At 65.6% G+C, this 26862-nt stretch carries 23 protein-coding genes; 14 read left to right on the top strand and 9 right to left on the bottom strand.

Annotated elements, in window-relative coordinates:
• Positions 1-21: 21 nt before the first annotated feature.
• The 7 genes from RMR04_RS14080 to rimO all read left to right on the top strand — a co-directional run bounded on the left by RMR04_RS14080 (position 22) and on the right by rimO (position 6641).
• A complete protein-coding gene (locus RMR04_RS14080; RefSeq protein WP_311915215.1) occupies positions 22-1059 on the top strand; it encodes a sulfate ABC transporter substrate-binding protein in 1038 nt (345 codons plus the stop codon).
• A complete protein-coding gene (gene cysT, locus RMR04_RS14075) occupies positions 1060-1908 on the top strand; it encodes a sulfate ABC transporter permease subunit CysT (protein WP_311915834.1) in 849 nt (282 codons plus the stop codon).
• Positions 1901-2794: a sulfate ABC transporter permease subunit CysW gene (gene cysW / locus RMR04_RS14070; RefSeq protein ID WP_311915213.1), complete on the top strand. Its 894-nt coding sequence runs from the start codon at positions 1901-1903 to the stop codon at positions 2792-2794. The genes cysT and cysW overlap by 8 nt, the downstream gene beginning before the upstream one ends.
• A gap of 14 nt (positions 2795-2808) precedes the next feature.
• Positions 2809-3855: a sulfate/molybdate ABC transporter ATP-binding protein gene (locus tag RMR04_RS14065; protein WP_092165684.1), complete on the top strand. Its 1047-nt coding sequence runs from the start codon at positions 2809-2811 to the stop codon at positions 3853-3855.
• 63 nt (positions 3856-3918) lie between these two features.
• Positions 3919-4356, top strand: a complete 438-nt coding sequence (locus RMR04_RS14060) for an OsmC family protein (protein WP_311915212.1) — start codon at positions 3919-3921, stop codon at positions 4354-4356.
• On the top strand, positions 4353-5222 hold the full coding sequence (locus RMR04_RS14055; RefSeq protein ID WP_311915210.1) for a sulfurtransferase: 870 nt from the start codon (positions 4353-4355) through the stop codon (positions 5220-5222). The genes RMR04_RS14060 and RMR04_RS14055 overlap by 4 nt, the downstream gene beginning before the upstream one ends.
• A 99-nt stretch (positions 5223-5321) precedes the next feature.
• Positions 5322-6641 (top strand): 30S ribosomal protein S12 methylthiotransferase RimO, encoded by a 1320-nt coding sequence (rimO, locus tag RMR04_RS14050; protein ID WP_311915209.1) that lies wholly within the window; start codon positions 5322-5324, stop codon positions 6639-6641.
• Positions 6642-6747: 106 nt separating this feature from the next.
• Here rimO and RMR04_RS14045 read toward each other — a convergent pair whose 3' ends face one another.
• Positions 6748-7125 (bottom strand): hypothetical protein, encoded by a 378-nt coding sequence (locus tag RMR04_RS14045; protein ID WP_311915208.1) that lies wholly within the window; start codon positions 7123-7125, stop codon positions 6748-6750.
• A 110-nt stretch (positions 7126-7235) separates the two neighbouring features.
• Positions 7236-8210, bottom strand: a complete 975-nt coding sequence (locus RMR04_RS14040) for a quinone oxidoreductase family protein (RefSeq protein ID WP_311915207.1) — start codon at positions 8208-8210, stop codon at positions 7236-7238.
• A gap of 137 nt (positions 8211-8347) precedes the next feature.
• Here RMR04_RS14040 and RMR04_RS14035 point away from each other — a divergent pair, with 137 nt between their 5' ends.
• Together RMR04_RS14035 and RMR04_RS14030 are read left to right on the top strand one after the other, a co-directional pair.
• Complete coding sequence (locus RMR04_RS14035) at positions 8348-8491, top strand: hypothetical protein (protein ID WP_311915206.1); 144 nt, start codon at positions 8348-8350, stop codon at positions 8489-8491.
• Between the two features lie 54 nt (positions 8492-8545).
• Positions 8546-9721 (top strand): UbiH/UbiF family hydroxylase, encoded by a 1176-nt coding sequence (locus RMR04_RS14030; RefSeq protein ID WP_311915205.1) that lies wholly within the window; start codon positions 8546-8548, stop codon positions 9719-9721.
• Positions 9722-9727: 6 nt separating this feature from the next.
• On the opposite strand, the gene RMR04_RS14025 is transcribed toward RMR04_RS14030, so the two are convergent.
• Both RMR04_RS14025 and RMR04_RS14020 read right to left on the bottom strand, forming a co-directional pair.
• Entirely contained in the window at positions 9728-10852 is a 1125-nt protein-coding gene (locus RMR04_RS14025; protein WP_311915204.1) for a CaiB/BaiF CoA transferase family protein, read from the bottom strand.
• Positions 10853-10887: 35 nt separating this feature from the next.
• A complete protein-coding gene (locus RMR04_RS14020) occupies positions 10888-11859 on the bottom strand; it encodes an AEC family transporter (protein WP_311915203.1) in 972 nt (323 codons plus the stop codon).
• A gap of 286 nt (positions 11860-12145) precedes the next feature.
• Here RMR04_RS14020 and RMR04_RS14015 point away from each other — a divergent pair, with 286 nt between their 5' ends.
• A complete protein-coding gene (locus RMR04_RS14015) occupies positions 12146-13195 on the top strand; it encodes an HpcH/HpaI aldolase/citrate lyase family protein (RefSeq protein ID WP_311915202.1) in 1050 nt (349 codons plus the stop codon).
• Positions 13196-13322: 127 nt separating this feature from the next.
• Positions 13323-13652 carry a heat shock protein HspQ gene (gene hspQ / locus RMR04_RS14010; protein WP_069691631.1) on the top strand — a complete coding sequence of 110 codons (330 nt, stop codon included), beginning with the start codon at positions 13323-13325 and terminating at the stop codon, positions 13650-13652.
• A gap of 116 nt (positions 13653-13768) precedes the next feature.
• Here the strand turns inward: hspQ and RMR04_RS14005 are convergent, their stop codons facing one another.
• Positions 13769-14578, bottom strand: coding sequence for an invasion associated locus B family protein (locus RMR04_RS14005; RefSeq protein ID WP_311915201.1), 810 nt, complete (start codon positions 14576-14578; stop codon positions 13769-13771).
• A 321-nt stretch (positions 14579-14899) separates the two neighbouring features.
• Here RMR04_RS14005 and RMR04_RS14000 point away from each other — a divergent pair, with 321 nt between their 5' ends.
• Complete coding sequence (locus tag RMR04_RS14000) at positions 14900-16672, top strand: extracellular solute-binding protein (RefSeq protein ID WP_410492263.1); 1773 nt, start codon at positions 14900-14902, stop codon at positions 16670-16672.
• A gap of 10 nt (positions 16673-16682) precedes the next feature.
• Positions 16683-17702 (top strand): AMP-binding protein, encoded by a 1020-nt coding sequence (locus RMR04_RS13995; protein WP_311915199.1) that lies wholly within the window; start codon positions 16683-16685, stop codon positions 17700-17702.
• Between the two features lie 15 nt (positions 17703-17717).
• On the opposite strand, the gene mfd is transcribed toward RMR04_RS13995, so the two are convergent.
• Positions 17718-21266 carry a transcription-repair coupling factor gene (gene mfd, locus RMR04_RS13990; protein WP_311915198.1) on the bottom strand — a complete coding sequence of 1183 codons (3549 nt, stop codon included), beginning with the start codon at positions 21264-21266 and terminating at the stop codon, positions 17718-17720.
• Between the two features lie 117 nt (positions 21267-21383).
• A complete protein-coding gene (locus tag RMR04_RS13985; RefSeq protein WP_311915197.1) occupies positions 21384-21680 on the bottom strand; it encodes an FAD assembly factor SdhE in 297 nt (98 codons plus the stop codon).
• A gap of 170 nt (positions 21681-21850) precedes the next feature.
• Here RMR04_RS13985 and recG point away from each other — a divergent pair, with 170 nt between their 5' ends.
• Complete coding sequence (gene recG, locus RMR04_RS13980) at positions 21851-23953, top strand: ATP-dependent DNA helicase RecG (RefSeq protein ID WP_311915196.1); 2103 nt, start codon at positions 21851-21853, stop codon at positions 23951-23953.
• A gap of 86 nt (positions 23954-24039) precedes the next feature.
• Here recG and RMR04_RS13975 read toward each other — a convergent pair whose 3' ends face one another.
• Positions 24040-24750, bottom strand: a complete 711-nt coding sequence (locus tag RMR04_RS13975) for a DUF502 domain-containing protein (protein WP_311915195.1) — start codon at positions 24748-24750, stop codon at positions 24040-24042.
• A 200-nt stretch (positions 24751-24950) separates the two neighbouring features.
• Positions 24951-26777, bottom strand: coding sequence for a glutamine--fructose-6-phosphate transaminase (isomerizing) (glmS, locus tag RMR04_RS13970; protein WP_311915193.1), 1827 nt, complete (start codon positions 26775-26777; stop codon positions 24951-24953).
• Positions 26778-26862 lie beyond the last annotated feature (85 nt).

Below are 26862 nucleotides of genomic sequence, written 5' to 3'. Positions count from 1 at the left end.
TGATCGCAACGGAGCCCTGACATGACGCAACCTATCTTTCGCCGTGTGCTTAGAGCCGGGCTCGTGCTCGGGGCCTTCACCCTGTGCTTTGGCGTCGTGGCCGGCGCACGCGCCCAGACCGAGTTGCTGAACGTCTCCTACGACCCGACGCGGGAACTCTACCGCGACCTCAATGCGGCTTTCATCGCCGAATGGAACGCGAAGAACGCCAAGAAGATCACGACCATCCGCCAGTCCCATGGCGGGTCGGGTGCGCAGGCCCGCACCGTCATCGACGGTCTCAATGCCGACGTCGTGACGCTGGCGCTGGCCGGCGACATCGACGCCATCGCGCAGCGCTCGAAGAAGCTGCCGGAGAACTGGCAGACGCGCCTGCCCAACAACTCCTCGCCCTACACCTCGACGATCGTCTTCCTCGTCCGCAAGGGCAACCCCAAGGCGCTCAAGGACTGGGGCGACCTGGTCAAGCCGGGCGTGCAGATCATCACGCCGAACCCGAAGACCTCGGGCGGGGCGCGCTGGAACTATCTCGCCGCCTGGGCCTATGCCGACAAGGCCTTCAACAAGGACGAGGCGAAGGTTCGCGACTATATCGGCAAGCTTTTGGCAAACGTGCCCGTGCTCGACACCGGCGCGCGTGGCGCAACCACGACCTTCACCCAGCGCGGCATCGGCGACGTGCTCCTCGCCTGGGAGAACGAGGCCTTCCTCGCCTTGCATGAATTCGGCGCCGACAAGTTCGACATCGTCGTGCCGAGCCTCTCGATCCTGGCCGAACCGCCGGTCGCGCTGGTCGACGCCAATGTCGACGCCAAAGGCACCCGGGCCGAGGCACAGGCCTATCTCGAATTCCTCTACACGCCAAAGGCCCAGGCGATCATCGCGAAGAACTATTATCGCCCGCGCAATGTCGAGGCCGCCGACCCCAAGGACATCGCGAATTTCCCGAAGCTTGAGCTGGTCACGATCGACAAGGATTTCGGCGGCTGGGCCAAGGCGCAGCCGACCCATTTCGGCGACGGCGGCACTTTCGACCAGCTCTACAAGCCGGCGCGCTAGCTGATGGCGGCGGCGACCTCAGTTTGGCGGCAGCCGAGCATCCTGCCTGGTTTTGGCATTGCGCTCGGCATCACGCTGAGCGCCTTGTCCCTGATCGTGCTCGTGCCGCTGGCGGCATTGGCGCTGAAGGCGGCAAGCGCCGGCCCGGCCGATATCTGGGCGGTCGCAACCTCGCCGCGGACGCTGGCGGCGCTGCGCCTGTCCTTTCTGGGAGCGCTTTTCGCCGCCTGCGTCAACGCCGTCTTCGGCATGATCCTCGCCTGGGTGCTGGTGCGTTACGAGTTTCCGGGTCGTCGTTTCGTCGATGCGGCGGTTGACCTGCCCTTCGCCTTGCCGACGGCGGTGGCCGGTATCGCGCTCGCGGCGATATATGCGCCCAATGGCTGGGTCGGCAGCTTGCTGGCGCCCTATGGCATCAAGGTCGCCTATACGCCGCTCGGCGTGATGGTGGCGCTGATCTTCGTCGGCCTGCCCTTCGTCGTGCGCACCGTGCAGCCGGTGCTGGAGGAGATGCAGGCCGACGTCGAGGAGGCCGCAGCGCTGCTCGGGGCCGGCCGCTGGCGCACGATCTTCACGGTGATCCTGCCTCCGATCTATCCGGCGTTGCTGACCGGATTCGTCCTCGCCTTCGCGCGCGCGGTCGGCGAATACGGCTCGGTGATCTTCATCGCCGGCAATGTGCCGATGGTCTCGGAGATCGCGCCCCTGCTGATCGTGATCCGGCTGGAGCAATTCGACTACGCCGGTGCCGCTGTCGTCGCGATGCTGATGCTGTTGATTTCCTTCGGCCTCATTCTCTTCGTCAACCTGATTCAGGCCCGGGCTCGCCGGAGGTTCGGCGATGTCTGATGCTGCTCTGCCCCAATTCCGGACCGAAACGGCCCGCAAGCGTGATACGCGCCGCATCCGCGGCGAAGGCATTGTCGTCCAGGCCGTGCTGATCGGGGTCTCGCTCGCCTTTCTGGCGCTGTTCCTGCTGTTGCCGCTGGCCTCGGTCTTCGTCGAGGCGGGTGCGCGCGGCTGGACGGCTTACAAGGCGGCCGTGACCGAGCCCGATGCGGTCGCGGCGATCCATCTCACCCTGCTGGTCGCCGGTATCGCCGTGCCCTTCAACGTCGTCGTCGGCATCGCAGCCGCCTGGGCGATCGCCAAGTTCGAGTTTCGCGGCAAGAACCTGCTGATCAGCCTGATCGACCTGCCCTTCTCAGTGTCTCCGGTGATCTCGGGCCTCGTCTTCGTGCTGCTCTTCGGCGCGCAAGGCTATTTCGGTGCCTGGCTCAAGGCCAATGACGTGCAGATCGTCTTCGCCCTGCCCGGTCTCATCCTGGCGACAGTGTTCGTGACCTTCCCCTTCGTCGCGCGCGAGCTGATTCCGCATATGCAATCGCTCGGTTCGGCCGACGAGGAAGCGGCGCTGACGCTCGGCGCTTCGGGTTGGCGAACCTTCCTGACGATCACGCTTCCCAATGTGAAGTGGAGCCTGTTCTATGGCGTGCTGCTTTGCAATGCGCGCGCCATGGGCGAGTTCGGTGCGGTTGCGGTCGTCTCCGGCAAGATTCGGGGGCTGACCAACACCATGCCGCTGCATGTCGAGATTCTCTACAACGAGTACATGAGCGCAGCGGCCTTTGCCGTCGCCTCGCTTCTGGCAGGGCTGGCGCTCGTCACGCTCGCGCTCAAGACGCTGCTGGAATGGCGCTACTCGGATTCCATCGCCGCCAGCCGCCGCCATTGATGAAGGACGCAAGCATGTCGGTCGCAGTCACCATCGAATCGATCGAGAAACGCTTCGACGCTTTCGCTGCCTTGCGCGGCGTCTCGCTCGACATCCAGCCTGCCGAGCTCGTCGCCCTGCTCGGCCCGTCGGGCTCCGGCAAGACGACACTGCTGCGCTTGATCGCCGGCCTCGAACAGGCCGATCAGGGCCGCGTGCTGTTCGGCGAGACCGATATGCGCGATCTCTCGCTGCGCGACCGGCGGATCGGTTTCGTCTTCCAGCACTACGCCCTGTTCAGGACCATGACGGTCGGAGAGAACGTCGCCTTCGGCCTGAAGTCGCGCCCGCGCGCGCAACGACCGGAACCGGCGGAGATCAGAAAACGCGTCGGCGACCTGCTCGAACTCGTGCAATTGCCCGGCCTCGACAAGCGCTATCCGAGCCAGCTCTCGGGCGGCCAGCGTCAGCGTGTGGCGCTGGCTCGGGCGCTGGCGATCGAGCCGCGGGTGCTCTTGCTCGACGAGCCTTTCGGGGCGCTCGACGCCAAGGTCCGCAAGGATCTGCGCGCCTGGCTGCGCGACCTGCACCGCCGCACCGGACACACCACCGTCTTCGTCACGCATGATCAGGAGGAGGCGCTGGAACTCGCCGATCGCGTCGCGATCCTGAATGACGGCCGTATCGAGCAGGTCGGTTCGGCAGATGATGTCTACGACCATCCGGCGACGCCCTTTGTCTGCGAATTTCTCGGCGAGGTGAACAAGCTGCCGGTCAAAGTCGTCGGCAGCCAGGCCTTTTTCGGCGATCGACCGGTTTTGGGCGGGTTGTCGCAGAACCAGGGCGGACAGGCCGCGCTCTATGTCCGGCCGCAGCATCTGCGCATCGTCGACGATCTGCCGCTGGCGCTGCCCGGCGTGGTCGAGCATCTGCGCCGGAACGGCCCACTGCGACGCGCCGAGGTCGCGGTCCAGGGGCTGGCGAAACGCCTCGACGTGGATCTGGCGAGCCAGGTCGCACCGGCGATTGGCGAGCGCATCCGCTTGCGCATCACACATGGCAGTCTGTTCGCGGCAGCCTGAGCGGTCTCGCTTCGGCCTTCTCCAGCCGCTAGCCTACGCGAGTGATTTGCATAGGAGCGAACGATGAAAGCGCGGGCGAAATGGGTCGAGGGCATGGCCTTCATGGGCGAGGCCGGCAGCGGCCACGCCGTGATGATGGACGGCGCTCCTGAATATGGCGGCCGCAACATCGGCATCCGGCCGATGGAGATGCTGCTGATCGGGCTGGCCGGCTGCACCGGCTTCGATGTCGTGCAGATCCTGAAAAAGGGCCGCGAGAGCGTCACTGGTTGTGACGTCGAGGTCGAGGCGGAACGCGCCACGGAGGATCCCAAGGTCTTCACCAAGATCCACCTCGCCTACAAGATCACCGGGCGTGGGCTGTCGCAGGCGAAGGCGGAGCGGGCCGTCACATTGTCGAAGGAAAAATACTGTTCGGCTTCGATCATGCTCGGGGCGACCGCCGAGATGAGCTACACGCTCGATGTTGTCGACGAATTGCAGAAGGTGGCGGCCGAATGAGCAAAACCCAATTCTCCGGACTGATCACGCCCGAAGCTCTCAGTCAGCGCCTGGGCGACAGCAATCTGGTCGTCGTCGACATCCGCTCCTCGGTCGACGGCGGCGGCAAGGCTGCCTATGAAGCGGGACATGTTCCCGGCGCCGTGCACAGCGATTATGCCACCGATGGCTGGCGCGCCAAGGTCGGTAATGCGCCAGGCATGCTGCCGTCGCTTGAGCATCTGGCCGCGCTCGCAGGAAGGCTCGGCATCAAGCCGCATGATGACGTCGTCATCGTGCCGGCGGGCGTCAGCGCGACCGACTTTGCCGCCGCCGCGCGAATCTACTGGACGCTGAAGCTGATCGGCCACGGCCAACAGGCCATTCTCGACGGCGGCTTCAAGGCCTGGAGCGCTGATCCGCAGCGCCCGGTCGAAACCGGGCCATCCGCTCCGAAATCGACCGATTCCTATCTGGTCGTGATGCAACAGCAGCTGCGCAGCAATACTGACGCAACCCTCGTGGCTTCGCGCGGCAAGCTCGCGACCCTGGTCGATGCGCGTTCAACGAGCTATTTCGAGGGCCGCGAGAAAGCCGCCGAGGCGTCCCGCGCCGGGCATATCCCCGGGGCGGTCTCGCGCGACTATGCCGAGGCCTTCGATCCCAACACAGGCGCGCTGAAGCCGGTCGGCGATCTGTCCGCGCTGTTTGCCGGCGTCCCGAACGGGCCGGCGATCTCCTATTGCAACACCGGCCACACGGCGGCGCTGAACTGGTTCGTGATGTCCGAGGTGCTCGGCCGGGAGGAGGTCGCGCTCTATGATGGCTCGATGACCGACTGGACGCAGGATTCGGAGCGGCCGGTTTCGACGGAAGCAGCGGCATAACCTGCCGGATTTGCCAAACAGACTGAAACGGTTCAAAGGAAGCGCCGTGTGCGAGCCATGCCGCGCCGCTTCCTTTCAGAATTGTCGAGTCGCCTGCCGATGAACGCCGTCGCGCCGAAAATCTCTTTCGTTTCGCTGGGCTGCCCCAAGGCCCTGGTCGATTCCGAGCGGATCATCACCTCGCTGCGCTCGGAGGGCTATGAGCTCAGCAAGTCGCACGCAGGCGCCGATCTCGTCATCGTCAACACCTGCGGCTTCCTCGACAGTGCCAAGGCGGAATCGCTGGAGGCAATCGGGGCGGCGATGTCGGAAAACGGCAAGGTCATCGTCACCGGCTGCATGGGCGCCGAGCCCGAGCAGATCCGCGATGCCTTCCCGAACGTACTCGCGATCACCGGCCCTCAGGCCTATGAGAGCGTCGTCTCGGCCGTGCACCAGGCGGTACCGCCACGGCACGACCCCTTCGTCGACCTTGTCCCGGACCAGGGCATCAAGTTGACGCCGCGCCATTACGCCTATCTGAAGATTTCGGAGGGCTGCAACAACCGCTGCAGCTTCTGCATCATCCCCAAGCTGCGCGGCGATCTGGTCTCGCGGCCGATCGGCGAGGTGTTGCGCGAGGCCGAGAAGCTGGTCAAGGCCGGCGTCAAGGAACTGCTGGTGATCTCGCAGGACACCAGCGCCTATGGCCTCGACATCAAATACGCCCCATCGATGTGGCAGGATCGCGAGGTGCGCACGCGCTTCTTCGAGCTCGCCCGCGAATTAGGCCAGATGGGCATCTGGGTGCGGATGCATTACGTCTATCCGTATCCGCATGTCGACGAGGTCATTCCCCTGATGCAGGAAGGGTTGATCCTGCCTTATCTCGACATCCCCTTCCAGCACGCTTCCCCCAATGTTCTCAAGGCGATGAAGCGGCCCGCTCACCAGGACCGGACGCTCGACCGCCTGCGCAAATGGCGCGAGATCTGCCCGGATCTCGCCATCCGCTCGACCTTCATCGTCGGCTTCCCCGGCGAGACGGAGGAGGATGTGCAGTTCCTGCTCGATTGGCTGAAGGAAGCCAAGCTCGAGCGCGTCGGCTGCTTTAAATATGAGCCTGTGAAGGGCGCGCCGGCCAATGATCTGGGCCTCGCTCTGGTCCCGGAAGAGGAAAAAGAGGCGCGCTGGCACCGCTTCATGAAGGCGCAGGCCGAGATCAGCAAGCGCATCGTCAAGAACCGCGTCGGCAAGCGCATTTCCGTCATCATCGACGAGGTCGGCCCGACCGTCGCCAAGGGCCGCTCGAAATGGGACGCGCCCGAGATCGACGGCAATGTCTATGTCGCGAGCCGCCGGCCGCTTCGGGCCGGCGACATCGTCACGGTGAAGATCGAGCGGGCCGACGCCTATGACTTGCACGGCGTCGCGGTCTAGAGCAATTTTCGATCCAATTGGATCGAAAATTGCTCTAGACCTTTGTTTTGACGCGTTTTCTTCACGCGAACCGGTGTCCACTTCGCTCGAAAACGCTCTGAGACTTTCACGGATATTCGCAGAAATGGCGGATGATCTGTCCGCCCCGGCCGCGCACCGCGAAGACCTCACCGCCGGCGCAGGCATTGCTGGTGTCCGCGACCTGCTGCACGGGCCGCTGACGCTGCGGCGGCGGTTCGTTACAGACATGGGTGAGGCAGCCCGTGCCAGTGCGACGCAACTCGACCGCACGGGTCAGGCGGGCCTTGGCGTGATCCTCGCGCAGCAGCTGCAGGATCGAGGGATCGCCACCTCCTCCGTTGCCACCATTGCTGCCGCCGCCGTCGCCGCCACGGCCTCCGCCGCCACCCTGCTGGGCCATGGCGACGGTCGAGATGGTGAGCGAAGCCAAGACGAGCCCCGCGAAACGAATGGTCCGGTTCATGACCTGTCTCCCGAATGAGGATCAGCATGTGCTGACCCTCATTGGTCGCAGGCCGGGCCAGGCGGGTTCAAAGCCGGTTCGATTTTTTCGAACCGGCTTCAAAGCTCGCGTCAGGGGATCAGGACGGTCGAGCCGGTGGTGCCGCGGCTTTCAAGCGCGCGATGGGCATTGGCAGCGTCCTGCAGCGCGAAGGTCGCGTTGACCGGCACGGTGACGGCGCCAGACGCGACGGCTCCAAACAGATTGGCCGCCATCTCGATCATGGTCTCGCGCTTGGCGATATGGGTGAAGAGCGTCGGCCGGGTGACGTAGAGCGAGCCCTTCGGCCCGAGCAGGCCGAGATTAAAGGGCTCGACAGCACCAGACGCGTTGCCGAAGCTCGCCAGCACGCCGAAGGGGCTCAGGCAATCGAGCGAGGGCAGGAAGGTGTCCTTGCCGACGCCGTCATAGACCACCGCGCAGAGCTTGCCGCCGGTTATCTCCTTGACGCGGGCCGGGAAGTTCTCCTCGCGGTAGAGGATGGTGTGGTCGGCGCCATGCGCCTTGGCGAGCGCGGCCTTCTCCGTCGAGCCGACCGTACCGATCACGGTTGCGCCCAGCGCCTTGGCCCATTGGCACAGGATCAGCCCGGTGCCGCCGGCCGCGGCATGGACGAGCACGGTATCACCCGACTTCACCTTATAGGTGCGGTGGAGCAGGTATTCCGCCGTCATGCCCTTCAGCATCATGCTGGCGGCGGCTTCATAGGAGACGGCATCCGGCAGCGCCACGACCGAATTAACCGCGACGATGCGCTCCTCGGCATAGGAACCGAGCGTCGCGACATAGGCGACGCGGTCGCCAAGCTTGAACTCGGTGACATTGGGACCGACCGCCAGAACCTCGCCTGCTCCCTCATTGCCGGGCACGAAGGGCAGTTGCGGGACGGCGTAGAGGCCCGTGCGGAAATAAGTGTCGATGAAGTTCAGGCCGATGGCGCGGTTCCTGACCAGCACCTCGCCCGGCCCCGGCTGGGGCAGCGTGATATCGTCCCATTGCAGCACTTCGGGGCCGCCGACCTTGTGAACGCGGATGGCCTTGACCATGAATTCAACTCCCTGACTTGGTCAGGAGACCATAGGGACTTGCATCCGTCCCGTGCAACGGCTGGACTGCGCGGGGGACCGGCGTGGGACGCCGAGTCGGCCTCGCGAAACTTACACATACGGGGCGGGCGCGTGACATGACCGAGCCGATGGTCCGTAGCGGCGATGCCGATATCCTCACGCAGTTCGCTCCCAAGCTCGTTTCGGCACTACATGAAGGCTATGGCTCCGACAGGTTGAAGGCCGATGCTCCGGCCGGCCTCACGGTCGCAAACGCCTGAGCTGCGACGCGGCGGCCGATGGCCAAGTCCGCCCGCTTCAGCTAGCGACACAGCATGAGTTCTTCTGAAGATCACGATGTCGATGTCGCGATCGTCGGCGCCGGGGCCGTCGGTCTCACTGCCGCGCTCGCGCTGGCCAAGGACGGGCGGCGCGTCGCGGTGCTCGGCCCCCTCACCGCGGCGCGCGACGGGCGCACCGTGGCCCTGCTCGACGGCTCCTGGCGGCTCCTCGCCGAGCTTGGGCTGACCGATGCGCTCACCGGCAAGGCCGCTCCGCTGGAAGTGATGCGGCTCGTCGACGACACCGGCAGCCTGTTCCGCCAGCCGCCGGTCGAATTCCGGGCCTCCGAGGCTGGGCTCGAAGCTTTCGGCTGGAACGTCGAGAACGCCGAGCTTGTGGCGGCATTGGGGAGCGCGGCGCGCCGGCATGGCGGCATCCGGCTGGTCGAAAGCCTGGTCTCGGCGATCGTCCCGGATCGGGATGGCGTGACGCTCACCGGCGAGGGCTTTTCGCCGTTGCGCGCCCGCCTCGTCGTCGGGGCCGATGGTCGCCAATCGCGGGTGCGCGCCGCCGCGGGCATTGCCGCGCGCGACTGGCGCTATCCGCAGGCCGCGCTGACGGCGATCCTCAATCACCGCCGCGACCACAACGAGACTTCGACCGAGTTCCACACCCGCAAGGGACCCTGCACGCTGGTGCCCCTGCCCGGCCGACGCTCATCGCTGGTCTGGATGCTCGACCCTGCCGAGGCAGAGGCGGTCACCGCGCTGGATGATGCCGGCTTCGCCCGCCGGGTCGAGACGCAGACGCATTCGCTGCTCGGCGCGATGAGCCTTGCCGGCCCGCGCGGGCGCGTTCCGATGGGCGGGCTTTCGGTCGAGCGGTTCGCAGCCAGCCGCATGGCGCTGGTCGGCGAGGCCGCGCATGTGTTTCCGCCGATCGGTGCACAGGGCCTCAATCTCGGCCTGCGCGATGTGATGGCCTTGCGCGAGGCGCTGCTCGGCTCGGACGATCCGGGCGACGATGTCGTGATGGCGGCCTATGACCGGGCGCGCCAGAGCGATGTGCGCTTGCGCACCGGCGCGGTCGATGCGCTGAATCGCACGCTGCTGACCGATCTGCTGCCGGCCGATCTGTTGCGCGGTGCCGGGCTTCTGGCGCTGTCGCGGATCGGCCCGTTGCGCCGATTCGTCATGCGGCAGGGGCTGGCGGGCGGGACTGCCCGCTGAAGCGCGCTACCCCGTGGGCTTCAACAGTTCATCCGTTTCCGCGCCGCTAGCGGCAACCTTGCGCAAAGCCTGGGCCCGATTGCGAAAGACCGGCGCGAGCGGCAGCGGCGTCGACACGAGGCGCCGTCCGCCCGGTTCCTCGGCCTGTGCATCAAGCAGGCCGCGCGCGGTCAGATGCGGGTCCGTGACGGCCTCCTCCAGCGTGCGCACGACCGTGCAGCAACAATCGAGCGGCTCCAGCAGATCGCGCCAATGCGCTGCGGGGGCGGATGCGATAATCGCTTCGATGGCGGCTTTCGTGGCGGCCGGATCGGCTCTGTCGTCGCGCAAGCGCTCTTCAAGAGCGACCGCCTCGCAGAAGCCGTCCCAGAATTTCGGCTCCAGAGCGCCGACCGCGAGAAACCAGCCGTCCTGAGTGGCATAGAGCCCATAGCGCGGGCTTGCCCCGGTCAGGAGACCCTCCCCGCCGGCGGGATAGCGTCCGGCCGCCTGGCCTTGCGCCATGCCGTACCAGGCGAAGGCCGGCATCGCGTCCGACATGGCGATGTCGAGATGGCAGCCCTCGCCGCTGCGCTCGCGCTGGCGCAAGGCGAGCAGGATATTGAGCACGGCCGGCATCGTGCCGCCGCCGATATCGGCGACGAGCGCGGGCGGCAATGGCGCGGGCGCGCCGCGCTTCAGCGACTGGCTGAGCAGCCCGCCGATAGCCTGGTAATTGATGTCGTGGCCGGCTTCCTGCGCGCGCGGGCCGGTCTGGCCGAAGCCACTGATCGAGCAATAGATCAGGCGTGGATTGAGCCCCTTCAACGCCTCGAAGCCGAAACCGAGCCGCTCCATCACGCCGGGCCGGAACTGCTCGATCAGGATATCGGCGCGCGTGATCAGCGGCGTCAGTTGCGCCAGCGCATCCGCCGCCTTGAGGTCGATTTCGAGGCTCGCCTTGCCGCGGTTGAGCACGGCGAAGGGGGCGGAGGTCTCGCCGAAGCGCGGCGGAAAGCGGCGCATGTCCTCGCCGCCCGGGCGCTCGATCTTGATCACCTGCGCGCCTGCCTCGGACAGGAACAGGCTCGCCAGCGGCCCCGGTAGCAGCGTCGAGAAATCCAGAACCAGCAGGTCGTCCAGCGGCAGCATCGGCGCCTCGCTTCGGCGCTGGCTTGGCCACGCGCTCAGGGGAACAGGTCGGCGACCATCCTGCCCGTCTTCACCAGCCACAGGAAGCCCGTCAACGTGCCCATCGAGACGATGGTACCGACCAGGATGCAGGCCGAGGCGCGTTCGACGCCGACCTTGTACTGCGTCGAGATCACGAAGATGTTCAGCGCCGGCGGCAGCGCGGCCATGATGATGGCGGTGAAGATCCACTGGTCGGGCACATCGGCAATGGCCGAGAGCAGCACCCAGACCAGCAGCGGATGCAGCACGAGCTTGATCAGCACCAGCAGCGGCACCTCGCCGGGCATCGCCTTCATCGGCCGCAACGCCACCGTAACGCCGAGCAGGAAGAGCGCGCAGGGCGCGGCCGCCTGGGAGAGCCAGAGCGTCATCTTGTCGATCGCCGTCGGCAATTCGAGATGGGTGAAGGCCGCGATCACCCCCGCCGCCGTGGCAAGGTTGAAGGGGTGGGTCAGCACCTTCCAGACGATCTCGCCCGTGGTGGCGAGCAGGCTCTTCTTCTCGACACCGGCGATCGCCATCAGGAAAGGGACCAGCGAGAACAAAAGAATGCTGTCGAAGACAAAGACCAGCACCAGCGGCGCGCTCGATGCCGGGCCGAGCGCGGCCAGGATCAATGGCGGGCCCATATAGCCGATATTGGAGTAGGAGCCGGCGACGCCCTGCATCACCGACTGGGGTATGTCGCGGCGGGTGAATTTCATCCCGATCGCGAAAGACAGCGCGAAGGCGCAGAAGGTCGACAGCGTCGTGGCGATGACGAAGCGCCAATTGCTGAGCTCGCTCAGCGGCTTGTCGGCGATCAGCCGGTAGAACAAAGGCGGCAGCGCGACATAGATCAGGAAGAACTGCAGCCAAGCGAGCCCCGCCTCCGGCAATCGCTTGTAACGCCCGATGACGAAGCCAAGCAGGATCAACCCGAAAAAGGGCGCGACGAGATTGAAGATACCGGCGAGGTCGGCCATGCGGATGAGAGCTACCTGAGACGGGCACAGCGGCCCGCGCTTGGCCGAAATGACGGCGTTGCCTGCCGTTTAGTCGCTTCATGCATGGGAGCAAGCGCGTTTGCGCCGTGCCGCCAGTCAGCCACCGCCGGGCAAGGGTATTATTCCTGGGAATTTAGACCCACTAAACGTATTAGGTAATAATTCCCAGGAAATAAATCTCCACCTTACCCTGCACACATAATGGACGATGGACGGGATTGGCGACCTTCGGCACAGTCGCTGCATTGCACCATGGAGCCTCGCCATGACCGTCAAGACGCCGCGCCAGTTCTTCCGTCCGCTCGCCATCGGCGCGCCGGAGCCGTTCCGCGAGCTCCCGCTGAAATTGGAACGGATGATCCATTTCGTGCCGCCGCATCTCGAGAAGGTGCGTGCCAAGGTCGGTGAGCTCGCGGGCCAGGTCGATATCGTGCTCGGCAACCTGGAGGACGCCATTCCCGTCGAGGCGAAGCAGGCGGCGCGCAACGGCTTCATCGCGATGGGCAAAGCCGTCGATTTCGGCAAGACCGGGCTGTGGACGCGGGTGAACGCGCTGAACTCGCCCTGGTTCCTCGACGATATCACCGCGATCATGGCGGAGATCGGCGGCAAGCTCGATGTCGTGATGGTGCCCAAGGTCGAGGGGCCATGGGACATCCATTATGTCGACCAGCTGCTGGCCCAATTCGAGGCCCGGCACAACCTGCCCAAGCCGATCATGATCCACGCCATCCTCGAGACCGCCGAGGGTGTGAAGAATGTCGATACGATCGCAACCGCCTCCCCGCGCATGCATGGGATGAGCCTGGGGCCGGCCGATCTCGCGGCTTCGCGCGCGATGAAGACGACGCGCGTCGGCGGAGGCCATCCGGAATACAAGGTCATCGCGGATCCCACGACGGATGGCGCCGCGCGCGCCGTCGCCCAGCAGGATCTCTGGCATTACACGCTCGCCAAGATGGTCGATGCCTGCGCGGCGGCCGGCATCAAGCCATTCTACGGTCCCTTCGGCGACTTCGCCGATACGGCCGCCTGCGAGGCTCAGTTTCGCAACGCTTTCCTGCTCGGCTGCTCGGGCGCCTGGACATTGCATCCCTCGCAGATCGAAATCGCCAAACGCGTCTTCAGCCCCGATCCCGCCGAGGTCGCCTTTGCCAAGCGCATCCTGGAGGCGATGCCGAATGGCTCCGGCGCTGTGATGATCGACGGCAAGATGCAGGACGACGCGACCTGGAAACAGGCCAAGGTCATCGTCGATCTGGCGAAACAAGTCGCTGGACGCGACCCGGCACTTGCGGAACGTTATGGCTTATAATTACTGAATTCAGTGGGAACTTGTTGATTTTGACGTATTTGCGACGCAATCCTCAAGCAAGCGCCTGACAATATTTTGGCCGGGCGCCTCTTCCGCCTACCCGCCCCAGCATGGACCAAAGCCTACGATGCAAGCACGTTCGGCGAAATTCAGGATCGGACAAGTGGTCAAGCACCGCGTCTATCCGTTCCGTGGCGTGATCTTCGACGTCGACCCCGTTTTCGCCAACTCCGACGAATGGTGGCTGGCGATCCCGGAGAATCTGCGCCCGTCGAAGGACCAGCCCTTCTACCACCTCTTCGCCGAGAACGAGGAGACGGAATACGTCGCCTATGTCTCGGAGCAGAACCTCGTGATCGACGAGTCGGGGCGTCCGATCCGCCACCCGCAAGCCAAGGAATTTTTCCGCCGCGATCGCAAGGGGCAATACCAGATCGATCGCGCCGGATTGAACTGAACCCAACCCGCGACGCATAGAAGCCCGCATCGATGTGGTCATGAAAAAGGCCGGTCCCTCCTGGGACCGGCCTTTTCCTTGTGACGTCGTCTTCCGCCCAACAGGGCTCGGGACTATCAGGGCTTGGGAGCAGCTCCCGGAGCCGGCGCGGCGCCCGGGGCCGAAAGCCCACCCGGCACGGCAGGCGCAGCTCCCGGGACGCCCGGAGTGGCGTTGGCGCCGCTGCCGCCAAGACGCTGGCGCAATTCTTCCTGACGCTTGGCCAACTCGTCCTGCAGGGCCTTCTGCTGGTCCTCGAGCACCTTGGGATCGATCGGCGCACCGTCGAAACCCTTGGCGAAATCGGAGAGCGGAATGGAGAAGGAGACCTCGCGCGCACCCTGGTTCTGGACGCTGATGCTGAGATTGGTGCCCTTCTTCATCGCGTTGATGAAGTCGTCCTTGACCTGCGCCTCGGCGAAGCAGCCGTTCGGGAAGCAGATCGCATAGCGGCCCGGGGTGGGCTGCGCGGTATCGACGCCGAAGCGGATGCCGGGCTGCAGCAGCAGGCCGAGCGGCATCAGGAAGCGCACGATCTTGTTGGGATCGCCCTTGACGTCATAGACGGCGACCGCGAGCACCGGCTGGCCCTGGTCGGAGACGAAATCGCGCGTGGTGTAGCAGATTTCCTTGTTGGCAGCCTGGTCCTTGCCGCAGACCTTGGTCCAATTGGTCTGCGAGGGCTCGGGCTTGACCTGAACGACGGTCGGGCCGGCCGCGGCCTGTCCGCCCTGGGGAGCGGCGGGCTGCTGAGCCGGCTGGGCTGGCTGCGCCGGGCGCTGCGCGGGGCGCGGTGCCTGGGCAAAGGCGGCTACGGGGCTAAGGCCCAGCGCTGCGCTGAGGGCGACGCCCAGAACGCGCGAGGACAAGCTAAACGAAGCTGACATCTGTCATTCCTTAATCTGCGAATTCGGGACCACGACTTCGCAAGCCGCGCGCGCCACCATCGACAGCCCAATCGCATATCAGCGCCAGCCACCGCAAGCCGAGCACATCAGGGGTGATTGAGGCGTTTGCATGACACCTAGCGTCGCCTTTAGCGAGTTCCGTTACAGGATTCCAGCCCGAATAGCTGCGTGACTGCGAAGTTGCCGTGTTATCCTCATGCACGGGAATCAGGTTTGACGATGTCTTCGCCTCGCATGGGCCACTCAGCATTGCGCACTGCGGCCAAAGCAATCTTCTCTGCATTGACGCTCATTCTGGCAATGGGCGTGGATTCGCGTGCCGAATCACCCTCCTCCGCCCACGCCATCGCGATGCATGGCGAGCCGGCCCTGCCGCCGGACTTCAGTCATCTGCCCTATGCCGACCCTGACGCCCCCAAGGGCGGACGCATCGTCTTTGGTTTGCAGGGCACGTTCGACAGCCTGAATCCGCTGGTCGTGCTCGGCGTCGCGCCCGACGCCGTGCCGCGCTACGTCCAGCAGAGCCTGCTCTACCGCTCAGCCGACGAGCCCTTCACCGCTTATGGCCTGCTCGCATCCCGCGTCGAGCTCAACGAGGCGCGGACCCGGCTCGCCTTCCAGATCGACGAAAGAGCGCGCTTCTCCGACGGGACGCCGGTCACTGCCGACGATGTGCTGTTCACCTTCGAGATGCTGAAGATCAAGGGCAAGCCGTTCCACCGCTCCAGCCTCGGCCGCGTGACGAAGGCGGAAGCGCCCTCGCCGCGCTATGTCGTGTTCGAGCTCGGCGACGGCTCGAACCGCGAATTGCCATTGGTGATCGGCGCGATGCCGATCTTCGCCAGGCACGCCACCAACGCGGACACTTTCGGCGAAACCAGCTTCAAACCGGCGCTCGGCTCAGGTCCCTATCTCGTCAGCGAGGTCAGGCCCGGCGAGGCGCTGACGCTGAAGCGCCGCAAGGATTTCTGGGCCGAGGACCACCCGCTGACGCGCGGCTTCTTCAATGCCGACGAGATCCGTTACGATTTCTATCGTGACGCCAACGCCTTGTTCGAGGCCTTCAAGGCAGGCCTCTACGACATCCGGCTCGAACCCGATCCGACACGCTGGATGACTGGCTATGACGTGCCTGCCGTGCGCGATGGCCGCATCGTGCGAGAGGCGCTGCGCTTCCAGGCCCCCAAGGGCATGACCGGACTCGTCTTCAACACACGCCGGCCAGCCTTCGCCGATGTCCGCGTCCGCGAAGCGCTCGGCATCATGTTCGATTTCGAATGGGTCAACCGCAACCTGTTCCACGGCGTCTATCGCCGTGCCGGCAGCTTCTTCTCCGATTCGGAGTTGTCGGCGCTCGGTGTCCCCGCCGATGCGCGGGAGAAAGCCTTGCTGGCCGCATTTCCGGGCAGCGTGCGCGACGATATTCTCGCCGGGAGCTGGGTGCCGGCTGCAACCGACGGCTCAGGTCGCGACCGCGAACAGGCCCGCAAGGCGCTCGATCTGCTGCAGACCGCGGGATACGAGCTTCATGATGGGGTTCTGCGCAATACCAGGACGGCGGAGCCCCTCGCCTTCGAGATCACCGTCACCAACCGGCCGCAGGAGCGGCTCGCGCTGAACTATGCCGCTTCGCTCGGGCGTCTAGGCGTCGGGGTCAGCGTCAGGCTGATCGACGATGTGCAGTACTGGCGCAGGCTGTCGGCCTTCGATTTCGACATGATCCAGTGGACATGGCCGGCCTCCGCCTCGCCCGGCAACGAACAGGTTGGCCGCTGGGGCTCAGTCAATGCCGACCGCAAGGGCGCGCTGAATTATGCCGGCGTGAAATCGCCGGCCGTCGATGTCGCCCTGCAGGCGATTCTGGCGGCGCGCGAACGCGAGGATTTCGTCGCCGCCGTGCGCGTGCTCGATCGGGCGCTGCTCTCGGGCTTCTACGTCGTGCCGCTGTATTACCTGCCCGAGACATGGCTGGCGCATTCACGCGATGTCACCCTGCCAACACGCAAGCCGGCCTATTTCCTCGCCACCGAAGCTCTGGCGCGCCGCCCGGCGTCGTCGGCGCCAGCCAACTGAAGGCCAACCGATGCGGGCAGAACAGGACGATGCCGCTTCCGCCCTGCTCGACGGGCTCGACCTCGACACGCTGCTGAAAGCCCTGACCCGCAGCCGGGGATATGAGGCGGCGCTGCGCGACCCGCCGGGACGCCGGGGCTGGAGCGACACGATCCCGACCTCGCTGAGCTTCTTGCAGCTCGAGGAGCGCGTCGACCAACTCGCACGATTGCTCGCCGTCAATCATGCGCAGCCGGGCGCGACCGTCGCGATCCTGGCGCCGCTCGGTCCCGAGGCGATCGTCGCCATTCTCGCCAGCCTGCGCGCGGGCCTGTCGCCGCTGATGCTGCCATTGCACGGCAACGAGCTTGAATTGCTGGGGCTGATCGAGGCGTCCAACGCAGTGATGGCGCTCGGCGTCGGCCGTGTCGGGCCGCTGCGGCCGCTGATCGTGCTGCGCAATCTCGCTGTCCGGGCCTTCGGCACGCGCTTCGTGGGCGGTTTCGGGCAGGATGTCCCGGACGGCGTTGCGCCTCTCGATGCGCTGATGGCGAGCGCCGGCCTGCATCCGCTGCCCGAACAAAGCGGGCGTCCGGCTCTTCAGGTCGTCGATGCCCTGAGCCTGGCGGGGCCCTTGATGGTTTCCGAGCGCGACGTGCTCGGCAAGTCGTTGGAGATATCGCGCCTGCTGAAGCCGTTGGCCTCGTCGCGGATCGTGACCACGCTCGTTGGCGGCGACCTCGTCGCTTTGGCGAGCGGGCCAGGCATGGCGCTGCTGACCGGCGTCGAATTGCTGCCGCTCGGCCTGTTCAGCCTCGGCGACCTGCAGGCCTGCGTCGCGGGTGGACGCAATGTGCATCTCGTCCTGCCGGGCGCGATGGAGCCCGCGCTGGCACGCTCACGGCTGGCCGCCGATCCCTCGCTGGCGAGTGTCGTCCTGGTACACCGTCCAGGAGACGGGCGCGCCTTGCCGGCGCTCGACCGGCCCGACCTCGCCATCGTCGACATCGATGTCCGCTCGGCGGCGGAGATCGACGTCAGCAGGCGCTGATCGTCAAGCCGCCTTTCAAGCCGCCTTCTTGCGCTCGGCAATCCGGGCCAGGTCCGTCAGCAGGCGGCGCGTACCCTTGAGGCGCGCTTCCGCCGTCTCGAAATCGTCGATGAAGACCACGCGCATGTCGGGGCGGACCTTCGCCAATGTGCCAATCTTGGCGACATAGCCCACGAGGCCCTCGGGATTGGCGAACTCATTGTCGCGGAAGGCGACGATGATGCCCTTGGGGCCGGCTTCGACCTTCTCGACATTGGCGCGTTTGCACAGGGCCTTGATCGCGACGATTTCCAGAAGCTGCTGCACCTCGTCCGGCAGCGGGCCGAAGCGATCGACCAATTCCGCGCCGAAGGACTGGATGTCGCCATCGTCGTCCAGCGTCGAGAGCCGCTTGTAGAGCGTGAGCCTGAGCGTCAGGTCGGTGACGTAATGCTCGGGGATCATCACCGGCGCGCCGATCTGGATCGTCGGCGACCATTGTGCGTCGCTCTCGAAATCGACACCGGACTTCAGTGCCGCGACCGCCTCCTCCAGCATCTGCTGGTAGAGTTCGTAGCCGACTTCCTTGATATGGCCCGACTGCTCGTCGCCGAGCAAATTGCCGGCGCCGCGAATATCGAGATCATGGCTGGCGAGCTGGAAGCCTGCGCCCAGCGTGTCCAACGACTGCAGGACCTTGAGGCGGCGCTCGGCCTGCTCGGTCAGCTTGCGGTTGGCCGGCATGGTGAAGAGCGCATAGGCACGGATCTTCGAGCGGCCGACACGCCCCCTGAGCTGATAAAGCTGGGCGAGGCCAAACATGTCGGCGCGGTGGACGATGAGCGTGTTGGCATTGGGAATATCGAGGCCCGATTCGACGATCGTAGTCGAGAGCAGCACGTCGTACTGGCCCTCATAGAAGGCCGTCATGACGTCCTCGAGCTGGCCTGCCGCCATCTGACCATGGGCGATGCCGACCTTGGCCTCGGGCACCTGCTTGTCCAGGAAATCCTTGACGTCGGAAATGTCCTCGATGCGCGGCACGACATAGAAGCTGCGCCCGCCGCGATAGCGCTCGCGCAACAGCGCCTCGCGCACGATCAGCGGGTCGAAAGGTGTCACGAACGTGCGCACCGCAAGCCGGTCGACCGGCGGCGTCGCGATGATCGAGAGCTCGCGCACGCCGGTCATCGCGAGCTGAAGCGTACGCGGGATCGGCGTCGCCGTCAGGGTCAGCATATGGACCTCGGCGCGGAACTCCTTCAGCCGCTCCTTATGGTTGACGCCGAAATGCTGCTCCTCATCGACGATGACAAGGCCGAGATCCTTGAACTCGATCGCCTTTCCCAGCAGCGCATGGGTGCCGACGACGATATCCATCGTGCCGTCCTTGATGCCGGCCTTCACCGCCTTGAGATCGGCCGCGGCCACGAAGCGCGAGGCCTGGCCGACATGGACCGGCAGCCCTTTGAAGCGCTCGGCGAAATTGCGGTAGTGCTGGCGCGCCAGCAGCGTGGTGGGGACCACGACCGCGACCTGCTTGCCATTCAGCGCGCAGGCAAAAGCGGCCCGCAGCGCGACCTCTGTCTTGCCGAAGCCGACATCGCCGCAGACCAGCCGGTCCATCGGCCTCCCCGCTGCCATATCGTCGAGCACGGCATCGATCGTGGCCTGCTGGTCCTCGGTCTCCTCGAACGGGAAGCGGGCGCAGAACTCGTCATAGAGCCCTTCCTGTGGGACCAGGCGCGGGGCTTCCTTGAGTGCGCGGGCGGCTGCGATCGCGATCAGCTTGCCCGCCATCTCGCGGATGCGCTGCTTCAGCTTGGCCTTGCGCGCCTGCCAGCCGCCACCGCCGAGACGGTCGAGCGGAACATCGGTGTCCTCCGAGCCGTAGCGCGAGAGCAATTCGATGTTTTCGACCGGCAGGAAGAGCTTCGAATCTGCCGCATAGTGGATTTCGAGGCAGTCATGCGGCGCGCCCACCGCCGTGATCGTGCGCAGGCCAATGAAGCGGCCGATGCCGTGATCGACATGGACGACGAGATCGCCGGGGCTGAGCGATGACAGTTCGGCGATGAAATCCTGCGGCCGGCGCGTCTTCTTGCGCGGGCGCACGAGGCGGTCGCCCAGGATGTCCTGCTCGCCGATGACCGCGAGCTTGCCGGCCTCGAAACCGGTCTCGAAGCCCCAGACAGCCAGCGCCGTCGTGCCGGGCTTGAGATCGAAGGCGGCGCGCAGCGAACCCGTCATCTGCACGGTCTTCAGGCCGTGATCAGCCAGCACATGCGCCAGGCGCTCGCGCGAGCCTTCCGACCAGGCGGCTAGGATGACGCGGCGGCCATCGGCCTGCAGCGCCTTCACATGGGCGACGGCTGCATCGAACACGCTGCCGGCATTGTCGGCGCGTTCGGCGGCGAAGCTGCGGCCCTGACGCGCGCCGAGATCGACGATCAGCTTGCCGTCGCTGTCGGGCAACTGGAACGGCGTCAACGCGGCGACACCCGCCTGGTCGGCGATACCGCGCCATTCCGACGGCGAGAGATAGAGCGCGTTCGGCAGCAGCGGCTTATAGGGCGCGCCGCCGGCGCTCGGCTGGTCCATCGCCGCCTTGCGGGCGTCGTAATAGTCCTTGATCAGGCTGATGCGCTCGCCGACGGCGTCCTCGGCCTGGGCGTCGAGCACCAGCGGCACATCGGGCAGATAGGCGAAGAGCGTGTCGAGCTTGTCCGCCAGCAGCGGCAGCCAATGCTCGAGCCCGGCCGGGCGACGGCCCTCGCTGACCGCCTCATAGAGCGTGTCGTCGCGGCCAGGCGTGCCGAAGGTCGTGATGTAGCTCTGGCGAAAGCGCTTGATGCTTTCGCTGGTCATCTGCGCCTCGGACATCGGCACGAGGTCGAGCCCGCGCAATTGCCCGGTGGTGCGCTGTGTCTCGGGATCGAAGGTGCGGATCGATTCCAGCGTATCGCCAAAGAAATCGAGCCGGATCGGCGCGGGCATGCCCGGCGGGAAGAGATCGACGATGCCGCCGCGCACGGCGAACTCGCCGGTCTCGCGCACGGTCGAGGTGCGCAAGTAGCCGTTCATGTCGAGCCAGCGCGCGAGCTGCTCGGTATCGACCATGTTGCCCGGCGCGGCCGAAAAGCTCTCGGAGGCCACCTTGCTGAAGGCCGGCACACGCTGGAGCGCCGCATTGACGGTGGTCAGCAGCAGGCGCGGCTTGTCGCCGGACTTCGTCTTGGCGAGCCGCGACAGCGTCGTCATGCGATGCGCGACGATCGAGGGGGCCGGCGAGACGCGATCATAGGGCTGACAATCCCAGGCCGGGAAGGACATCACCTCGAGATCGGGCGCAACGAATTGCAAGGCGTTCTCAAGCACCTGCAGGCGCTGGCCGTCACGGGCGATGAAGACGAGCAGGGCTGCGCCTTCGGCCTTCTTCGCCCGGGCGCGTACGAGATCGGCCAGGATGACGGCGTCGAATCCATCGGGAACGCTGGCGAGCGTCGGCTTGTCGCCACGATTCAGCGCATCGAGAATGCGATCGCTCTGGAGTTTGGCGAGTTGGGCGGGAGGCGGGATGCTCATATGGAAAGCGTCATTCTCGGGCTTGTCCCGAGAATCTCGGGGCAACGGACCACTGGTTTCAGAGATGGTCGGGTCAAGCCCGACCAGGACGAGGGCGCGGGCGCGCGCCTCATCGTCTCACACATGAATCGGCTTGCCGTGGTGATGGAACGCCTTCAGCCGCCGGAACACCTCGGTGTCGTAATTCGCGGGAACCTCGGCTTCGCCCGTGATCCATGACAGCAGGTCGCGGTCGAGCACTTCGATCAATTGCTCGAACAGATCGAGTTCGGCGTCGCTCAGCTTGTCGATCTCGGCGTCGGCGAAGCGGCCCATGATCAGATCGGTCTCGCGCATGCCGCGATGCCAGGCGCGAAACAGGATCTTTCGCCGGCGCGGGTCGAGATCGGCGCTGGTCCTCGTCGAGCCACTCATGTGAAAACCTCGGGCAAGAAATCGGGCAAGAAATCTGGAACGGTGCAATGACGATCGGGCCGGCCCCGTCGCGGAGCCTGCCGTCGCGCGCTATATAGCGTTGCGACCCGGCGAAGTCAGCGGCAGAACGCCGAAGATCTTCGCACTCCTGACATGTCCCGAGTAGCCGCTTGCGCCCATCCCTTCTCGACCCGCTATTCGCCCCGGTGACGACGCTGCCGGGCGTCGGCCCCAAGCTCGGCAAGCTGCTGGACAAGCTCCTCGGCGACGAGACGCGCCCCGCACGCGTCATCGACCTGCTGTTTCGCTTGCCGACCGGTGCGATCGACCGCCGGCCGAGCCCTTCGATCGCCGATGCGCCGATCGGCGATGTCGCGACCTTCAACGCGCAGGTGACCGAGCATCGCCCCGCACCGCCCACCAAGGCGAAGGCGCCCTATCGCATCATCGTCGAGGACGAGACCGGCGACGTGACGCTGGTGTTCTTCCATGCCGATGTGCGCCATCTCCTGCAGACCCTGCCGATCGGTGCCTATCGGCTCATCTCCGGCAAGCTGGAGCTCTGGGACGGCATGCGCCAGATGGTGCATCCCGACCGCATCCTCGACCCCAAAGTTGCTTCGACATTGCCGGCGATCGAACCGGTCTACGGACTGACCGAAGGCCTCAGTGCGCGGGTGATGACGCGGATAGCAGGCGCGGCTGCAGAAAAATGCCCGGATCTGGCGGAATGGCAGGACCCGGGCTTCCTGGCGAAGAGCGGGTTTCCGCCCTTCTTCGAGGCGATGCAGGCCTTGCATCATCCGCCCGATCTCAAGGCGATCGAGGGCGACACGATCGCGCGTCGTCGCGTCGCCTATGACGAATTGCTGGCGAGCCAGATCGCGCTTGCTCTGGTGCGACGGCAGCAGAAGAAGCTGGCCGGGCGGGCGACCACTGGGGATGGTGTGTTGCGGCGGCGGATCGAGGGCGCCCTGCCCTTCACGCTGACGCAGGGCCAGCGGCAGGCCCTCACAGACATCCATGACGACATGGAAAAGCCCGAACGCATGCTGCGATTGCTGCAGGGCGATGTCGGCTCGGGCAAGACGGTCGTCGCCTTGATGGCGATGGCCGCCGCCGCCGAGGCCGGGCGGCAATCCGTGCTGATGGCCCCGACCGAAATCCTGGCGCGCCAGCATGCCGAGCGATTGGCGCCGCTCGCGCAAGCCGCAGGCCTCAAGCTCGCATTGCTGACCGGGCGCGAAAAGGGCCCGGGCCGGGCCCGCGTGCTTGAGGGGCTGGCGAATGGCGAGATCGCGATCGCGGTCGGCACCCATGCACTGTTCCAGGAGGGGGTCGCCTTTCGCGATCTCGCGCTTGCCATCGTCGATGAGCAGCATCGCTTCGGCGTGCATCAGCGCCTGCTGCTCGGTTCCAAGGGCGAAGCGGTCGATATCCTGGTGATGACGGCGACGCCGATCCCGCGCACCCTGTCGCTGACCTGGTTCGGAGACATGGATATTTCCGTGCTGGCCGAGAAGCCGGCGGGGCGAAAGCCGATCGCGACCAAGGCGATCTCGCTCGACCGCTATGACGAGGTCGTCGGCGCGGTCGGGCGCGCGGTCGAGGCCGGCGCCCAGGTTTATTGGGTCTGCCCCTTGGTGCAGGAATCCGACACGCTCGATGTCGCCGCCGCGCAGGAGCGTTTCGATGCTCTGCGTGAGTTCTTCGGCGACCAGGTCGGGCTGCTGCACGGCCAGATGCCGGGGCGCGACAAGGATGCGGCGATGTCGGCTTTCGTGGCGGGCCAAACGCGCATCCTGATCTCGACCACGGTGATCGAGGTCGGTGTCGATGTGCCCAATGCCAGCGTGATGGTGATCGAACATGCCGAACGCTTCGGTCTGGCGCAGCTTCACCAATTGCGTGGGCGCATCGGGCGCGGCTCGGCCGCCTCGACCTGCCTCTTGCTCTACAAGGGGCCTCTGGGGCCGGTGGCCGAAGCACGGCTGACCATCATGCGCGAAACCGAGGACGGCTTTCGTATCGCCGAGGAGGATCTGAGGCTGCGCGGCGAAGGCGAGATGCTGGGCACAAAACAGTCGGGCTCGCCGGACTGGCAGGTCGCGCGACCGGAAACGGATGGCGATCTGCTCGCCGCCGCGCGCGACGATGCCCGCCTGCTGATCGAGCGCGATCCGCATCTCGAGGGCCCGCGTGGCGAGGCTGTGAGGACATTGCTCTACCTGTTCGAGCGCGACGTCGCGATCAGGCTGTTGCGCGCGGGGTAGCAATCCCGATCAAGTGCACCCCGGCTGTTCGGGCCAGTGTGCCGCCGCTTTGTGGGGCCTGTCATGGCTGGTGCTGAAGCGGTGAGCTATTTGCCGCTATCCGTGCCCGGCATCAGCTTCGGCGCGGCCTCCCCCGGCTGGATCAGCCCCGCCGACATGATCAGCTTGGCGCCATCCTCGACGGAGATCGTCAGTTCGACGACCTCCTTGCGCGGCAGGTAGAAGAAGAAGCCCGTCGTCGGGTTCGGCGTGCAGGGCAGGAAAACGCCGATCTGCTCATTTCCATCGGGCAGTTTTTCGGCGATCTCGGGCGCGGCTTCCTGCGCGATGAAGACGATCGACCACATGCCCGGCTGCGGGAACTGCACCATCCCGACTTTTCGGAACGAGGTGCCCGATTGCGAGAAGATGGTCTCGAAGACCTGCTTCACGCCCTTGTAGAGGCTACGCACCACCGGCATGCGATTGAGCAGCGCCTCGCCCGCCTCGATCAAGGTGCGGCCGACCAGGTTGGCGGTGAGGAAGCCGAGCAGCGTCAGTCCGATCAAGCCGATGATGATGCCAAGGCCGGGAATCGGAAACGGCAGATAGGAATCAGGCAGATAGGAGTTCGGGATCAGCGGCTTCACCAGCCCGTCGATCAGGGTGATGAACCACCAGGTCACGGAGGCCGTGATCGCCAGAGGAGCCGCGATGACGAGCCCGGTCAGGAAATAGCGCCGCAGCCGCGTGCCGGCCTTTGGGCGCAACAGGTCGGTCTGGATGATGAGGCGGGGATCGGGCGGGCCGGCGGTCATGCGAAGGTTCCGGTCAGTCGGGCGTTCAGCCGCCATTGGCCGGCCACCATGCGACAGACGTGCCAACGCTCCCAGCAGAATTCAAGGACCCGGCAGAATTCAACGACCGTGGCGCAGCCCGGCGAACAAGCTCGCCCCGGCATATTGCCGTTTGATGTCAGTTCGCCGCGAGCCGGCCGAAGCCGGCTCGCGAACAGCCGTCACTCCACCGTGACGGACTTCGCCAGATTGCGCGGCTGATCGACGTCCTTACCCATGAAGACGGCGGTCTGGTAGGCGATCATCTGGATCGGCAGCGCGTAGACAATCGGCGCGAAGAGCGGGTCCATCTCCGGCATGATGATCGTCGTCTCGGGGGTGATTCCGCATTCGGCCGCGCCCCTGGCGTCGGTGATCAGGATGATCCGCCCGCCACGCGCCGCGACCTCCTGCATGTTCGACGCGGTCTTCTCGAAGAGCGCGTCATGGGGCGCGACGACGATGACCGGCATGTCTTCGTCGATCAATGCGATCGGACCGTGCTTGAGCTCGCCCGCCGCGTAACCTTCGGCGTGGATATAGCTGATTTCCTTCAGCTTCAGCGCGCCCTCGAGCGCCAGCGGGAAACTCGTGCCGCGGCCGAGATAGAGCACGTCGCTCGCCTTGGAGAGCTCGCGGGCGAGCCTTTCGATCTCGGGTTCGAGCTCGAGCGCCTTCGCCAGCAGGCCGGGCAGTGCGATCAGATGCTGGACATGGCGGATCTCGTCCTCCGCCGAGAGCGTGCCCCGCGCGCGCGCGGCTGCAAGCGCCAGGCATGCAAGCGCGGTCAATTGGCAGGTGAAGGCCTTGGTCGAGGCAACGCCGATCTCGGGGCCGGCGAGCGTGGGAGCAACCGCATCGCTCTCGCGGGCAATGGTCGAAGTCGGCATGTTCACGACCGACAGGATCGTCTGGCGCTCCTGCTTGGCATATTTCAGGCAGGCCAGCGTGTCGGCGGTCTCGCCCGATTGCGAGATGAAGAGCGCGAGCCCGTTCTCGGGCATCGGTGCCTCGCGGTAGCGGAACTCGGAGGCGACATCGATCTCGACCGGCAGGCGCGCCAGCCGCTCGAACCAGTATTTCGCCGTGAGTCCGGCGTAATAGGCCGTGCCGCAGGCGGAAATGGAGAGTCGGGACAGGTCTTTCCATTCCACGCTGGGCTCGAAAGGCTGCCTCAGCGTGCCGGCCGCCATGTCGAGATATTGCGTCAGCGTGTGAGCGACGACCTCGGGCTGCTCGTGAATTTCCTTCGCCATGAAGTGGCGATGATTGCCCTTGTCGACCAGCATGCTGCCGGCGGCGACGCGACGTGCGCGCCGTTCGACCTGGACATTCGCCTTGTCGTAGAAGGTCGCGCCCTTGCGGTTGAGGACGACCCAATCGCCCTCCTCCAGATAAGCGATGAGATTGGTGAAGGGCGCCAGTGCGACGGCATCCGAGCCCAGGTACATCTCGCCGTCACCGACGCCGACAGCCAATGGCGGCCCGTTGCGCGCGCCGATCAGCAGGTCTTCCTCACCCTGGAACAGGAAGGCCAGCGCGAAGGCCCCGCGCAAACGCGGCAGGCAATGCGCGATTGCCGCGACGGGCTTCTTGCCGCGATCGAGCTCGCGCGTGACCAATTGGGCAACGATCTCGGTGTCGGTTTGCGTCTTGAAGACGTAGCCGTCGGCCTCGAGCTCGACCTTGAGCTCGCGGAAATTCTCGATGATGCCGTTATGGACGACCGCGAGTTTTTCGGTCGCGTGGGGATGGGCGTTGGTCTCGTTGGGCTTGCCATGGGTGGCCCAGCGGGTGTGGCCGATGCCGATCAGACCTTCGAGCGGCTCGTTCGAGAGCCTGATCTCGAGGTTCTTGAGCTTGCCTTCGGCACGGCGGCGGGCGAGCAGGCCGTTTTCCAGCGTCGCGACGCCAGCCGAGTCATAGCCGCGATATTCGAGCCGCCGCAGCGCCTCGACGACCTGCGGCGCGACCGCTTCCTTGCCCAGAATGCCCACGATGCCGCACATGCCAAAACCTCTTCAGACGTTACCGTTGGCACACCGCATAGCGGGCAACGGCGAACATGCCCAATCACTCTAAATGTAGAACTAT

This window comes from Bosea sp. 685 (assembly GCF_031884435.1).
Lineage (GTDB): Bacteria > Pseudomonadota > Alphaproteobacteria > Rhizobiales > Beijerinckiaceae > Allobosea.
The sequence above is the reverse complement of the archived record's forward strand: the minus strand, read 5'-3'. Positions and strand labels throughout refer to the sequence as shown.

What these genes read in the sequence shown, in the direction of transcription:
- RMR04_RS14045 (WP_311915208.1), bottom strand. Translation starts at nt 7,125, where the DNA reads ATGAACCGGACCATTCGTTTCGCGGGGCTCGTCTTGGCTTCGCTCACC.
- RMR04_RS14020 (WP_311915203.1), bottom strand. Translation starts at nt 11,859, where the DNA reads ATGGCCGACCTCGCCGGTATCTTCAATCTCGTCGCGCCCTTTTTCGGG.
- RMR04_RS14060 (WP_311915212.1), top strand. Translation starts at nt 3,919, where the DNA reads ATGAAAGCGCGGGCGAAATGGGTCGAGGGCATGGCCTTCATGGGCGAG.
- RMR04_RS14025 (WP_311915204.1), bottom strand. Translation starts at nt 10,852, where the DNA reads ATGCTGCCGCTGGACGACCTGCTGGTTCTGGATTTCTCGACGCTGCTA.
- hspQ (WP_069691631.1), top strand. Translation starts at nt 13,323, where the DNA reads ATGCAAGCACGTTCGGCGAAATTCAGGATCGGACAAGTGGTCAAGCAC.
- RMR04_RS14040 (WP_311915207.1), bottom strand. Translation starts at nt 8,210, where the DNA reads ATGGTCAAGGCCATCCGCGTTCACAAGGTCGGCGGCCCCGAAGTGCTG.
- mfd (WP_311915198.1), bottom strand. Translation starts at nt 21,266, where the DNA reads ATGAGCATCCCGCCTCCCGCCCAACTCGCCAAACTCCAGAGCGATCGC.
- RMR04_RS13985 (WP_311915197.1), bottom strand. Translation starts at nt 21,680, where the DNA reads ATGAGTGGCTCGACGAGGACCAGCGCCGATCTCGACCCGCGCCGGCGA.
- RMR04_RS14035 (WP_311915206.1), top strand. Translation starts at nt 8,348, where the DNA reads ATGACCGAGCCGATGGTCCGTAGCGGCGATGCCGATATCCTCACGCAG.
- RMR04_RS13975 (WP_311915195.1), bottom strand. Translation starts at nt 24,750, where the DNA reads ATGACCGCCGGCCCGCCCGATCCCCGCCTCATCATCCAGACCGACCTG.
- RMR04_RS14080 (WP_311915215.1), top strand. Translation starts at nt 22, where the DNA reads ATGACGCAACCTATCTTTCGCCGTGTGCTTAGAGCCGGGCTCGTGCTC.
- RMR04_RS13995 (WP_311915199.1), top strand. Translation starts at nt 16,683, where the DNA reads ATGCGGGCAGAACAGGACGATGCCGCTTCCGCCCTGCTCGACGGGCTC.
- RMR04_RS14015 (WP_311915202.1), top strand. Translation starts at nt 12,146, where the DNA reads ATGACCGTCAAGACGCCGCGCCAGTTCTTCCGTCCGCTCGCCATCGGC.
- RMR04_RS14030 (WP_311915205.1), top strand. Translation starts at nt 8,546, where the DNA reads ATGAGTTCTTCTGAAGATCACGATGTCGATGTCGCGATCGTCGGCGCC.
- RMR04_RS14065 (WP_092165684.1), top strand. Translation starts at nt 2,809, where the DNA reads ATGTCGGTCGCAGTCACCATCGAATCGATCGAGAAACGCTTCGACGCT.
- rimO (WP_311915209.1), top strand. Translation starts at nt 5,322, where the DNA reads ATGAACGCCGTCGCGCCGAAAATCTCTTTCGTTTCGCTGGGCTGCCCC.
- RMR04_RS14055 (WP_311915210.1), top strand. Translation starts at nt 4,353, where the DNA reads ATGAGCAAAACCCAATTCTCCGGACTGATCACGCCCGAAGCTCTCAGT.
- cysW (WP_311915213.1), top strand. Translation starts at nt 1,901, where the DNA reads ATGTCTGATGCTGCTCTGCCCCAATTCCGGACCGAAACGGCCCGCAAG.
- RMR04_RS14000 (WP_410492263.1), top strand. Translation starts at nt 14,900, where the DNA reads ATGGGCGTGGATTCGCGTGCCGAATCACCCTCCTCCGCCCACGCCATC.
- RMR04_RS14005 (WP_311915201.1), bottom strand. Translation starts at nt 14,578, where the DNA reads ATGTCAGCTTCGTTTAGCTTGTCCTCGCGCGTTCTGGGCGTCGCCCTC.
- glmS (WP_311915193.1), bottom strand. Translation starts at nt 26,777, where the DNA reads ATGTGCGGCATCGTGGGCATTCTGGGCAAGGAAGCGGTCGCGCCGCAG.